General features: G+C 34.1%; 12 protein-coding genes. 9 read left to right on the top strand and 3 right to left on the bottom strand.

Going from position 1 to position 12,158, the window contains the following annotated elements; all coding sequences use genetic code 11:
• Nucleotides 1–327: 327 nt before the first annotated feature.
• A complete protein-coding gene (locus O9307_RS14575; RefSeq protein WP_298300744.1) occupies nt 328–1,845 on the bottom strand; it encodes a helicase HerA-like domain-containing protein in 1,518 nt (505 codons plus the stop codon).
• 368 nt (nt 1,846–2,213) lie between these two features.
• Between O9307_RS14575 and O9307_RS14570 the strand changes: the two genes are divergently transcribed.
• The 7 genes from O9307_RS14570 to O9307_RS14540 all read left to right on the top strand — a co-directional run bounded on the left by O9307_RS14570 (nt 2,214) and on the right by O9307_RS14540 (nt 8,847).
• Complete coding sequence (locus O9307_RS14570) at nt 2,214–3,041, top strand: MotA/TolQ/ExbB proton channel family protein (protein ID WP_298300741.1); 828 nt, start codon at nt 2,214–2,216, stop codon at nt 3,039–3,041.
• A gap of 64 nt (nt 3,042–3,105) precedes the next feature.
• A complete protein-coding gene (locus tag O9307_RS14565) occupies nt 3,106–3,723 on the top strand; it encodes a biopolymer transporter ExbD (RefSeq protein WP_064714204.1) in 618 nt (205 codons plus the stop codon).
• Nucleotides 3,724–3,742: 19 nt separating this feature from the next.
• Nucleotides 3,743–4,300: a biopolymer transporter ExbD gene (locus O9307_RS14560; RefSeq protein ID WP_298300737.1), complete on the top strand. Its 558-nt coding sequence runs from the start codon at nt 3,743–3,745 to the stop codon at nt 4,298–4,300.
• 37 nt (nt 4,301–4,337) lie between these two features.
• Nucleotides 4,338–5,138: an energy transducer TonB gene (locus tag O9307_RS14555; RefSeq protein WP_298300734.1), complete on the top strand. Its 801-nt coding sequence runs from the start codon at nt 4,338–4,340 to the stop codon at nt 5,136–5,138.
• 352 nt (nt 5,139–5,490) lie between these two features.
• Complete coding sequence (locus O9307_RS14550) at nt 5,491–6,390, top strand: substrate-binding domain-containing protein (RefSeq protein WP_298300732.1); 900 nt, start codon at nt 5,491–5,493, stop codon at nt 6,388–6,390.
• A gap of 22 nt (nt 6,391–6,412) precedes the next feature.
• Nucleotides 6,413–8,074 (top strand): tetratricopeptide repeat protein, encoded by a 1,662-nt coding sequence (locus O9307_RS14545; protein WP_298300729.1) that lies wholly within the window; start codon nt 6,413–6,415, stop codon nt 8,072–8,074.
• A gap of 140 nt (nt 8,075–8,214) precedes the next feature.
• The gene (locus tag O9307_RS14540) at nt 8,215–8,847 is read left to right on the top strand and encodes a 7-carboxy-7-deazaguanine synthase QueE (protein ID WP_298300726.1); all 633 of its coding nucleotides are present in this window, start codon (nt 8,215–8,217) and stop codon (nt 8,845–8,847) included.
• 97 nt (nt 8,848–8,944) lie between these two features.
• On the opposite strand, the gene O9307_RS14535 is transcribed toward O9307_RS14540, so the two are convergent.
• Together O9307_RS14535 and O9307_RS14530 are read right to left on the bottom strand one after the other, a co-directional pair.
• Complete coding sequence (locus tag O9307_RS14535) at nt 8,945–9,487, bottom strand: YfiT family bacillithiol transferase (protein WP_298300723.1); 543 nt, start codon at nt 9,485–9,487, stop codon at nt 8,945–8,947.
• Nucleotides 9,488–9,490: 3 nt separating this feature from the next.
• Nucleotides 9,491–10,198, bottom strand: a complete 708-nt coding sequence (locus O9307_RS14530; protein WP_298300721.1) for a class I SAM-dependent methyltransferase — start codon at nt 10,196–10,198, stop codon at nt 9,491–9,493.
• A gap of 57 nt (nt 10,199–10,255) precedes the next feature.
• Here O9307_RS14530 and O9307_RS14525 point away from each other — a divergent pair, with 57 nt between their 5' ends.
• Together O9307_RS14525 and O9307_RS14520 are read left to right on the top strand one after the other, a co-directional pair.
• Nucleotides 10,256–10,750, top strand: a complete 495-nt coding sequence (locus tag O9307_RS14525) for a YkgJ family cysteine cluster protein (RefSeq protein WP_298300718.1) — start codon at nt 10,256–10,258, stop codon at nt 10,748–10,750.
• Nucleotides 10,751–10,788: 38 nt separating this feature from the next.
• On the top strand, nt 10,789–12,015 hold the full coding sequence (locus O9307_RS14520; protein ID WP_298300715.1) for an FtsX-like permease family protein: 1,227 nt from the start codon (nt 10,789–10,791) through the stop codon (nt 12,013–12,015).
• Nucleotides 12,016–12,158: the final 143 nt, after the last annotated feature.

Here is a 12,158-nt window from a genome sequence, read left to right as displayed (position 1 = left end):
GAAAATATAACGTGGCATAAAACGAGAATAACTTTTTTCGGCTTTTTAATTAAGCCCAAAAGTTATTTCCCGTTTTAGCCAAAAGACTAAAATGAAAGATAAACAATTAAAAAACGGTCAACTCTAATTAGGGAAGTACAATGTTGAAAATCATATAATTTTTACTCACTTGCTCCAAAATCTAAAATGCTTCGCCAGTTCGCTATCGCTCGGGTCAAGAATCGTTAATCTTCAATCTAAAATCTCTTACTTAATGACATTGAGTTAGCTACCGCTAAAATCTCAAATCGCTTAACTTGGGGGCACGCCCTAATAATTATAAAGCTTTTATTTCTTAAATAATTTGGACAAAATTCCAAAGGCTCCGCGTATGAAGGTCGCACTTGTTACTACTTTCAAAACAGATTTTGTGACTACTTCAGTGGTGCTGGGGCCTGAAGAAGTTTTTTCTTCTTTGGTTTCAGTGGCTGCTTGTGTGGCTTGTTCTTGAGCGGCATTTATTTTCTGAGTCAATAATTCATAAGCGCTTTCTCTGTCAATAAGCTCACTGTATTTTTTGACTAATTTGGATTTAGAATTTATAGCTTGTATTTCGCTTTCTGTCAATACATCCATACGACTTGTTGGAGCTCTCATCATAGTGGCTGCAAGTGGAGTAGGGATGCCTTTTTCGTTCAAAGCAGTGACCAAAGCTTCTCCAATTCCTAAACTGGTTAAGATTTCTTCGGTTTTATAAAAGTCGGAAGACGGGTAATTATCGGCGGTTTGTTTGATGGATTTACGGTCGTTGGCGGTAAAGGCTCTCAAGGCGTGTTGAATTTTTAACCCTAATTGAGCCAAAACGCCACTTGGGATATCCATTGGGTTTTGAGTAATAAAGTAAATCCCGATGCCTTTAGAGCGAATCAGTTTTACAATAGTTTCTATTTGTTCTAGTAAAGCTTTGCTGGCTTCATTAAAGATTAAATGTGCTTCATCAATGAATAATATCAATTCGGGTTGTTCCGAGTCTCCTTTCTCGGGCATCTGTTGGTAAATTTCCGCTAAAAGGCTCAGCATAAAAGTGGAGAATAATTTAGGTTTATCCTGAATGTCATTGAGGCGAAGAATGTTGATATATCCTTTTCCAGTTTCGTCAATTCGCATTAAATCATCAATCTCAAAAGATTTTTCACCAAAAAAGAAATCAGCGTCTTGCTGTTCTAATTCAATGATTTTTCTAAGGATAGTTCCAGTTGTAGCCGTTGATATCTTTCCATAGGCATTGGCAATTTCATCTTTTCCTTCTTCGGTAATGTAATTGATGACTTTTTTGATGTCTTTCAAATCCAAAAGCGGCATCTGATGGTCATCACAATACTTAAAAATCACTGAGACTACTCCGGCCTGGGTATCATTCAAATCCAATATCCGTGAAAAAAGGACGGGACCAAATTCAGATATCGTAGCTCTTAATCGCACGCCACTTTGTTCTGATAAGGAAAGTAGCTCTACTGGATAGCTAGCGGGTTGAAACGGGAGGTTTATTTTGGAGTGTCTTTCAGTTATGAAAGATTTTTCTTCTCCAGGCATGGCTACTCCACTAAAGTCTCCTTTGATGTCCATCATCAAAACGGGTATGCCATATGACGATAACTGCTCAGATAGCACCTGAATGGTCTTTGTTTTGCCAGTTCCCGTGGCTCCGGCAATTAAGCCATGGCGATTCAAGGTTTTTAAGGGAATTTTTACAAAAGTATCAGCAACAGCTTCTCCGTCTATAATGGCTCCTCCCAATATAATGCTTTCTCCTTTAGTGGTATAACCCTCCGAAATAGAAGATTTAAATTCAGATACTCTACTCATTTTTGGTGTGTTTTAGTACTGCCAAGTTAAAGTTTTTTTTCAAATGTTGCAATCTAGTATACTTAGGGATAATGTGGCCATTAGTCATAAATTTGTAGGAATCTCGTTTTTTTTAATGCTTTTTTAATGTTGCTATATTCTTATATTTGATTTTATTTCACAGTGTATTTTTGAATATAAATTGTTAAAAAATTAATTTTACTAAGAATATTTTTGAAAACACCTGGAGTTGGTTTGTTTTTTAAATCATAACTTCGAATTTTAGCGTAAAAAAAATTTTTTTATTTGAACTAAACATATAAATTTGCCTTTCTACAAGTTTATTATAACAAAAAATAAATTATTTAAAATTTTTAAAATTAAAAAAAATGGCAAACGTTAAAGCAAAAAAAGAAAGCACTTCAAATGGAGGAGGAATGGTTTCAGGAATTATTATCTTATCATGTGTTTTTGTAGGATGGTTAGTATGGACTTTTGTAATGGGGGACGGTGCTAACTTTGAAGGGGGAGTAAATACAGGTCATCCACTACCAGGGAATTATTTAGCAATGGTTTATAAAGGAGGTCCTATCGTTCCTGTTTTGATGGGATTATTATTAATGGTTATTGTGTTTTCTTTCGAAAGATATATGGTAATCTCTAAAGCTGCTGGTAAAGGAAATTTAGATACTTTTATGAAAAAAGTACAAGGGGATATTAAAGAAGGAAAAATTGACGAAGCTATCGTTGCTTGTGACAAACAACAAGGTTCTGTAGCTAATGCAATTAAATCTGCTTTGGTAAAATACCAAGATGTTAAGAAAGAAGGATTCAACAGTGAAGAAGCTTCTGAAACGATCCACAAAGAAATCGAAGAGGCTACTTCATTAGAAATGCCAATGTTAGAGAAAAACATGACGATTATTTCTTCATTAGTATCTTTAGGAACGCTTGCTGGTTTGTTAGGAACGGTAACAGGGATGATTAAAGCGTTTGGTGCGTTAGCAACTGCTGGTACTCCTGACCAAGCGGCTCTTGCAAATGGTATCTCTGAGGCACTTATCAATACAGCTACTGGTATCTCTACTTCTGTATTAGCAATTATTGCTTACAACTTCTTTACTTCTAAAATTGACGATTTAACTTATTCTATCGATGAGGCAGGTACAACTATCGTTAATACTTACAGAAAATTTAGAGGTAGCTTAAAACAATAATTAGTATTAAATTAGAGTTATAAAAATAAAATCTCTGAATTTAATATAAAATAAAACAAAGAAAATGGCAGAATTAAATACTAAAGGAGGAAAAAAATCCACATCTATTGATATGACCGCGATGTGTGATGTTGCGTTCCTTTTGCTAACATTCTTTATTTTGACTGCTACCGCTAAAGCTCCTGAAGTTTTACCAGTCGATACGCCACAATCTACAGTGCAAACAAAATTGCCTACAGATAATTTAGCGACAATCACTATTGGTAAAGGGAAAGTGTTTTTTGACTTAAAAGGAAGAGAAGTACGTAAAAAGACTCTTGAATTAATGGGACAAAAGTACGAAATGGAGTTTTCTGATGATGACACTAACAAATTCGCCTTAATGGAAAGTTTTGGTGTGCCTCTTCAAAATCTAAAACAAATTTTAGATATGAAAGCATCGGATAGAGCAAAAGCGGGTCAACCAGGAATTCCAAAGGATTCACTTGACAATCAATTAAAAGAATGGCTTTTAAATGCAAGACGTGCTAACATTGATATCAATGATAAAGAATTGGAAATAGCAATCAAAGGAGACGCTAAAGAAGAATACGGTACGATTAAACAAGTAATGGATATTTTGCAAGATCAAAAAATCAACAACTTTAGTTTGGTTACTGGTTTAAGAGGAAAGAATTTTTAATTAATAAAGACACACTATAATGGCTGAATTAAATACCGGTGGTGGAGGCAAAAAAGGTGGTGGAAAAGTAAGAAGTAAAAAACAAAATTCTAAGGTGGATTTAACTGCCATGGTGGATTTGGCCTTCTTATTGATTACCTTCTTCATGTTGACGACAACACTGTCTAAACCCCAATCGATGAATTTGGGGTTGCCAGATAAAGCAGATAAACCAGAGGATAATAAGGATATTAAGGTTGATGAAAATCGTACTATGACTATTCTGTTAGGTGAGAATGGAAAGTTAGTATCTTACATGGGTATGATTACTGCGCCTCTTTCTGCTCCTAAAGATTTTACTTATGGTAAAGATGGTATTCGTAAAGAATTGTTATCTAGAAGACAATCAGTATTAGAATATTCTGCTTCTAAAGGAAAACCTAAGAATGGGATTATTGTAATTATAAAACCAAGTAAAAAATCTACATATAAAAATTTAGTAGATATTTTAGATGAGATGGCTATTGTAGATGTACCTACTTATGCTATTGTAAACGAGTTTACGCCGGAAGAAACAAAATTGTTAGCGGCAAAATAGTGAAACTATTTTGTTAATAACCTAATAATTAAGAAATATGAAATTAGATATATTAAAAAATCAATGGCTTGATATCGTTTTTGAAGGACGTAACAAACTGTATGGGGCTTACGAATTGAGAAAATCAAATCGTAAGACTTCAATGAGAGCACTTATTATGGGCGCAGTCGTTTTCAGTCTAGCAGTTAGTGCACCTCTTATTGCAAGTTTGTTGCCTAGCGGTTCTGATGATGATGAAAATCTTGATGTAAAAATTACAGCGGTTAAATTACCACCTAAGAAACAGGAGGAGAAAAAACCAGATCTTCCACCGCCGCCACCTCCAAAACCTAAAATAGATCAAGTTAAATTTGTGAAACCAGTTGTGGCTAAAGCAGAGGAAGTGGTTGAAGAGATTGTTGAAGTTAAGCAAATCAAAGACAAAAACATTGGTGCTGAAACAATTAAAGGAGATCCAGATGCTGTTTCAACAGTTGATGAGCCAGTTGGAACTGGTACTGCAGCAGTGGTTGAAGAGGATAACACGGTATACAACACTGCTGGTATTGAACAAAAACCTGAGTTTCCAGGTGGTATGGAGAAATTTTACAAGTTTATTAGTAATAATTACCAAACTCCTGAAGAAGAAGGGTTAAAAGGAAAAGTGTATGTAACTTTTGTGGTGGAGAAAGATGGTTCTTTAACTGATATCAAAGTATTGAGAGATATTGGATACGGAACTGGAAAAGAAGCGATTAGAGTTTTGAACAAATGCCCAAGATGGATTCCTGGTGAACAAAATGGTAAAAAAGTTAGGGTGTTATACTCTCTTCCAATTGCTATTCAATCAGCCGAATAATGTCTCCAAATTTAGTTGATAATATGAAGAAGAAATCGCCTAAAGAGCGATTTCTTCTCGTTATAGGGATAGTGTTTTTTCTCTTATATTTGGTTTTGGGTTTAGCGGTTATTTTTTGGAAAGAATTTCCATTGGAAATGGAGTTTAAGTATAGAATTGCTTTAGGCGTTTTGCTAATCGTTTATGCTTTGATTCGTTTTCAAAGGTTTTATCATGCGAATAAATAAATGCAATGAATTCGCCATTGAAAACAGTTTTGTTGGAAATAATTACCTAATAAATTAAATGCGTACTAATCGAATAAAATTAGCGATGCATTACATATGTACCCTAACAAATAACTTGTAAAGATATGAGAAAAGTAAGTTTACTATTGGTTTTTTTTGTACTCTTGGTGTCATGTAAATATGATAAAAACGAAGAGACAATTTTAAAAGGAAATGTTGCTATAACTGTTGATGAAACTATTTTGCCTTTGTTAGAAGCTCAGGCTGACGTTTTTCAAAATAAGTATGATGCTACTATAAAGTTAGTACCTAAATCTGAAGCTGAAACGTTAAACGATTTGTTTAATGCTAAGACGGGTGTTGCAGTTTTAACTAGAAATTTAACAGAAAAGGAGCAAAATAATTTTAAGCAAAAAAAGATTATTCCAAAAATCACTATTTTTGCTAAGGATGCCATTACTTTTGTTAGAAATAAAACAGCTAGTGATACTTTAATAGCAATAAGTGACGTTATAGATTTTATAAAAGGAACTAACAAATCGGGCATTAAAGGGTTAATATTTGACAATCCTAATTCAAGTACAGTTAGTTATATCAAAACACTCGCTGGGGTTGCTGCGCTTCCTGAAAAAGGGGTGTATTCGTTCAAGTCAAATGAGGAAGTGATTAAGTTTGTTGCTGAGAATGACGGAATGATTGGTGTGATAGGAATGAATTGGATATCTGAACCCTCTCAGAATATGTTGCCATATTTGCAAAATGTAAGTGTTTTGAGTGTAAAGGGTTTAAAAGGGAAGACTTTTATTAGTCCTACACAAAATAATATTGCAGAGGGGACTTATCCATTGGCACGTGATTTGTATATTGTAAATTGTCAAGGATATTCGGGTCTTGGAATGGGATTTGCTTCATTTATTGCTGGAGATGTCGGACAAAGAATTGTGCTTAAATCTGGCTTGTTACCGGTGAGAGTACCGGGAAGAAAGTTTAATGTCAGAAATGAGATTGAAAATGTTAAAGAATAACTATAAATTAATTGTAAAGACGATGAATAAATTAAAATTTTTTAGTGTTGCTTTTTTTGCTGCCTTTTCTTTGGCTAATGCCCAAGATATTGATCAAGCTAAGAAAGCAATTGATGCAGAACAGTTTGATAAGGCTAAAAAGATATTGAAAGCTGTTTTGCAGGCTAAACCTTCTAATGGAACAGCTTCCTTTTTACTTGGGAATGTGTACACCTACCAGAGAGAAGTAGATTCTGCAAAAATATATTACCAAAAAGGAATTGCTGGTTCTGATGGGGCTAAACTTAACTATATTGGGTTAGGACAATTAGATTTAGAAGCTAAAAATCAAACTGCAGCACAAAGTAACTTTGATATTGCTATTAAAGATGCTAAACGTAAGGATGCAACAGTGCCTACTTATATTGCTCGTGCTTATATGAATATTTCTAAGCCTGATTTTAAAAATGCAATAGCAATTCTTGAAACAGCTAAAATTGACAGCCCTCAAAATGCAGAACTTTTGTTAGCATTAGGAGATGCATATTATCTAGAGAACAAACAAAATGAAGCGTATTCAGCTTACCGTAGTGCTTTTCAAATTGACCCAACAATGTTGAGAGCCAAAATGCAATTAGGTGTTTTGTTGAAAGGTGCAAAATCCTACGATTTAGCTATTAATGCTTTTAATGAAGTAATTGCAATTAACCCTAATTATGGTCCTGTTTACAGAGAGCTTGCAGAGACTTACTATAAATGGGGAAGAAATAAACCTTCTAAATCTGCTGAGAATATGCAGTTGGCGATTTCGAACTATGACAAATATATGTCGTTAACTGATTATTCATTAGCTTCTAGAATGAGAAGAGCTGACTTTTTAGTTTTATTGAAAAACTGGACTGAGCTTGAAAAAGAAGCAAATAAAATGATTGAATTAGATAAAGTTAATCCAAGAATTTTCCGTTATCTAGCTTATTCAGCATTTGAAAATGGTAATGTTGATGTTGCATTAAAATCCCTAGAAAGCTTTATTACTAATCCAAACAGCAAAATTATTGCTAAAGATTATATTTATCTAGCTGAAATTAAATTCAAAAAATCAATTGCTGCGGATGGTCTTACAATTGATCAAACAATGTATGCTAGCGGTTTAATAGACTTAAAAAAAGCTCTTGAATTAGAACCTTTGGCTACTGAAGACTTGAATGATATTGGAAAAAAATTATTTTCTAAAAAGTTTTACAAAGAGGCAGCTTCAATTTTTGAATTAGGGACTAAAAATGCTGAAGATAAAAACTATGTTGACGATAATATTTACTATGCACTTTCAATATTTTATGCTAACAGTAAAAAAGATGTAAAAGCAGATGTAAATGAATTGAAAAATGCTGATGCTGCTTTGGATAAAGTGGTTACAGCTGCACCTACTTACCAAGACGCTTTCTTGTATAAAGCTCGTATAAACAGATTAGCTGAAAATGAAGATTTGATTATTAAGTACTATGAAGCGTATATTGCTAAGCTTACCGAAAAAGGGGAATTAGCGAATGCTAATCATAAAACTAAAGTGATTGAAAGTTATAATAATCTTGCTGCAAGTTATGCTGATAAGGATAAAGCAAAAGCAGTAGAATATTTTAATAAGACATTAGCAATTGATCCTACAAATGATTATGCTACTAAATCATTAGCTACTTTAAAATAGGAAACTCGTTCTAAATTTATAAAGCGATAGCCGTTAGGTTATCGCTTTTTTTGTTATTTAGTGCTTCAATTTGCTAACTTTTATTGCAATTACTAATCCTAAGGCTTTAAAATAGTATCTTTGCATTTTAAAAGAAAAAAATGTTATCAAAAGAAATTCAATTAGAAGTTAATAAGGGGGCGATGTTGCCTTTAATGGAAGAATTCTACACCATTCAAGGAGAAGGAAGTCATACGGGTACTGCTGCTTATTTTATTCGTATTGGTGGTTGTGATGTGGGCTGTCATTGGTGTGATGTTAAGGAAAGTTGGAACGCTGAGCTTCATCCTCCAACTCCTATTGAAAATATAGTGGCTAACGCTGTAAAATATGCAGATACTGTTGTTGTCACAGGAGGAGAACCTTTGACGTGGGATATGTCTTTGTTAACTTCTAAGTTAAAAGAACATAAGCTAAAAATACATATCGAGACTTCTGGCGCTTATCCATTATCAGGAACTTGGGATTGGATTTGTTTGTCGCCAAAAAAAAATAAATTACCTACCCAAACGGTTTATGATAATGCAGATGAATTAAAAGTAATCATTTTTAATAAGCATGATTTTATTTTTGCCGAAGAACAGGCGGCAAAGGTGAATAGCAAAGCATTGCTTTTTCTGCAACCAGAGTGGAGCAAAAAGGAAGAGATGACTCCTTTAATTGTGGATTACGTTATGAATAATCCAAAATGGAGAGTTTCGTTACAAACGCATAAGTATTTAAATATACCTTAAGTTATTTCAGCAGTAAGACTCAATGACTTTTAAGCTTGTTTCGGCTTATTCTGTTCTTTAGGTAAATTCAAATGCGATAGAAAAGAGGAAAAAAGGGTCACCATTTTTTCCTCTTTTTTAATTCAGTAATTTGTGCTAAATGATGTTCGCAATGCCAGGCATACATACCAATCATATCCTGTATTGAAAAAATCTTTCCGTGCTCGGGATGGATAAAAGTTTTGAGTAACTCTTCTTCTTTTAAACCTCTAAGCACATAGCCTAGTCGAAAATGCAATCCGGTTAATAACTGCAAGCTAGGTTCAATAGGCATCGTTCTGTTGTCAATTCCTTCTCCCCACAGCGCTTCTTCATAATACTTAATTACAGGTTGATTTTCGGTTAAAGCCCATTTTATTCTTATAAAGCAATTCATGTGGCTATCGGCACAATGATGAATAACTTGTCTTATTGACCAACCTTCTGGGCGATACGGTGTGTTTAATTGTACTTCACTTAAAGTATGAACTTCATTTTTGAGGATTTTCGGGAAATGCTCAATTTTTTCTATTTTTTCTTCCAAATACTTTCTAGTGTAAAGTTTTGGGGCTTCAAATTTCCCAATAGGATATTGAAGTTTTTCTAGTTCTTTTTTATTCATGGTTTATAGGGTTAGTTTGGCTAGATAATCAAAATGCGCTCCTTCAATCACTAACTCGCAATTTAGATTATTTGCATTAGCAGCATTTTGTAGGGTATTGTAGTCTAAATACAGCCAAGGAAATTCGTCCTCGGTTTGATTTTTATATCGTAATTTAAAAGTTATTTCCCCGTAGTAGCTCGTTCCAGGGATCCATTTTCCACCATCTTCATCTTCGTCAAACATATAAATGATGTCTGAGGAATCGATTAGTATTTGTCCGTTGGGTTGAAGTAATTTTTTTAGTTTGTCTAGAAACTTTGGAACTTCATTTAACGTTCCAAAAATTCCAGTTCCATTCATTAATAACAAGATTGTGTCGTATCGCACATTTTCTTCCAAATCTAAAATATGGCATACTTTCGTTTGCTTTATTCCTCTACTAATGCAGGTTGCTATCGCTTTTTCTGAAAGATCAATTGCTGTAACGTTTAAGTGCAGTTTGTTTTGTAAAACTAAACTATGACTTCCTGCACCACAACCAATGTCGAGCACTTTTCCTTTTGATAATTCGATGGCTTTTTGTTCAAGTACAGGCATGTTTTCAAATGATCTAAAGAGATAGCTCACCTCCATTTCATCTTCTTCAGTGATTGAGGTTTCGGTTATTAAATTTTCTGGATGATTATTAAAGTAATAATCATGTATGGCTTGTCCAAAAAGGTCTTTCATTTTATGGGTTATTAGTGATTTAAGCTTACTTTTGTGATTTAACCAGAAGCCATGCAATTGAAGCCTGATTTATCGGAAATAAAGAAACTTGCCAAAGATAAGCATAACGAAAACAAAAAGTATTTCGATAAGCTGAAAAAGAAAACACCAAAAAATCTGGATTATGTCATGCAAGAGCTGCACGACAACGAATTCAAAAAAACAAATTGTTTAGATTGTGCAAATTGTTGTAAAACTACTGGCCCCTTATTTACAATTGCCGATATTGAACGTATTGCAAAACATTTGCGGGTAAAGCCTCAACAATTTATGGCTCAATATCTTCGCGTTGACGAAGATAATGATTATGTTTTGCAAACAGTGCCTTGTGCTTTTTTAGATCAAGATAATACTTGTTTTATTTATGAAGTGCGCCCCAAAGCATGTAGAGAATTTCCTCATACAGACAGAAAGAAGTTTCAACAAATATCGGATATTACATTAAAAAACATTCCAATTTGTCCCGCAGTATACAATATTGTTGAGGAAATGAAAAAGAAACTTCCTTTGTAGAGGGCATAAATTGTTGATTTAATTTAATTCACCCATTCTTGATGTTAGAATATTTTATTGCGAAAAGATTGATTACGGTTCGTGACTATAAAAGTAGTATTTCTGCACCGATTATAAATATTGCCATTGCTGCTATTGCTATCGGAATCATAATGATGATGGTTTCCGTAGCAACTGGTATAGGTTTACAAGAAAAGATAAGAGAAAAAATTGCCGCTTTCAATGGTCATATCGTCATTACTAACTTCGACAGTAATCAATCCGAAGCTACTTTGGTTCCCGTCTCTCTGCAACAGTCTTTTTATCCAAAATTCAAAACAATTCCTGAAGTAGCACATGTTCAGGCCGTTGCTGTAAAAACAGGAATTATTAGAACCGAAACTGCTTTTGAAGGAATTATGTTCAAAGGGGTAGGGAAGGATTATGAGTGGAAATATATTCAGGAATATATGGTGCAAGGCAGATTGCCTGCGGTAAATGGTGCGCTAAATCAAGAAGTAGTACTTTCTGAGTTTATTGCTTCAAGATTACAATTGAAGTTGGGAGATTCTTTTCATTCCTATTTTATGAAATCCAATGGGTATAATGTCAGGAATTTTAAAATTGTTGGTATTTTTAATTCCGGATTTCAAGAATTTGATGCCTCTTATATTTTAGGCGACATTAGACATGTACAACGATTGAATAAGTGGACAACAAATCAAGTTGGTGCTTTCGAAGTGTTTGTCAAAGATTTCAACGCCATAGAAAGTGTAGGCGAAAAAGTATATCAAGAAACTTCTTCTACTTTAGATAGTAGAACTATTGTGGAAAAATACAGTTATATTTTCGACTGGTTAAAACTTTTCGATATAAATATTATAGTCATTCTTGTAGTCATGATCCTTGTGGCTACTATTAATATGGTGGTGGCATTGTTAGTGCTTATCTTAGAGCGCACTCAAATGATAGGAATACTTAAGGCATTAGGAGCAAATAATTGGTCCGTTCGAAAGATATTCCTCTACAATGCCTATTACTTAATCGTAAGAGGGTTGTTCTGGGGGAACCTTATTGGGATTTTAATACTACTAGCGCAACAGTATTTTGGAATCGTAAAACTCAATCCAGAGAATTACTATGTAAATCAAGCGCCGGTTTATATCAATATAGGATACATTGTGCTGCTTAATCTAATGACGGTTGTTGTTTGCTTTGTGGTTTTACTATTACCTTCCTATATCATCACCCGTATCTCTCCAGTTCGCGCGATTCGTTACGAGTAATGTTTGGGCGTTCTCCTTATATATAGACAAGTTTGTTTTTACACCAGAAGTATGGTGCTACTATATATAAGGAGCCGGGCTATCCGCTACAAGTCCTCGACTAGTTTCGTTATCACTACACTAGCCTGTGGGCTTTCCACTAC

This window comes from Flavobacterium sp. (genome assembly GCF_027531905.1).
Taxonomy (GTDB): domain Bacteria; phylum Bacteroidota; class Bacteroidia; order Flavobacteriales; family Flavobacteriaceae; genus Flavobacterium.
The sequence above is the reverse complement of the archived record's forward strand: the minus strand, read 5'-3'. Positions and strand labels throughout refer to the sequence as shown.

What these genes read in the sequence shown, in the direction of transcription:
- O9307_RS14575 (WP_298300744.1), bottom strand. Translation starts at nt 1,845, where the DNA reads ATGAGTAGAGTATCTGAATTTAAATCTTCTATTTCGGAGGGTTATACC.
- O9307_RS14570 (WP_298300741.1), top strand. Translation starts at nt 2,214, where the DNA reads ATGGCAAACGTTAAAGCAAAAAAAGAAAGCACTTCAAATGGAGGAGGA.
- O9307_RS14565 (WP_064714204.1), top strand. Translation starts at nt 3,106, where the DNA reads ATGGCAGAATTAAATACTAAAGGAGGAAAAAAATCCACATCTATTGAT.
- O9307_RS14560 (WP_298300737.1), top strand. Translation starts at nt 3,743, where the DNA reads ATGGCTGAATTAAATACCGGTGGTGGAGGCAAAAAAGGTGGTGGAAAA.
- O9307_RS14555 (WP_298300734.1), top strand. Translation starts at nt 4,338, where the DNA reads ATGAAATTAGATATATTAAAAAATCAATGGCTTGATATCGTTTTTGAA.
- O9307_RS14550 (WP_298300732.1), top strand. Translation starts at nt 5,491, where the DNA reads ATGAGAAAAGTAAGTTTACTATTGGTTTTTTTTGTACTCTTGGTGTCA.
- O9307_RS14545 (WP_298300729.1), top strand. Translation starts at nt 6,413, where the DNA reads ATGAATAAATTAAAATTTTTTAGTGTTGCTTTTTTTGCTGCCTTTTCT.
- O9307_RS14540 (WP_298300726.1), top strand. Translation starts at nt 8,215, where the DNA reads ATGTTATCAAAAGAAATTCAATTAGAAGTTAATAAGGGGGCGATGTTG.
- O9307_RS14535 (WP_298300723.1), bottom strand. Translation starts at nt 9,487, where the DNA reads ATGAATAAAAAAGAACTAGAAAAACTTCAATATCCTATTGGGAAATTT.
- O9307_RS14530 (WP_298300721.1), bottom strand. Translation starts at nt 10,198, where the DNA reads ATGAAAGACCTTTTTGGACAAGCCATACATGATTATTACTTTAATAAT.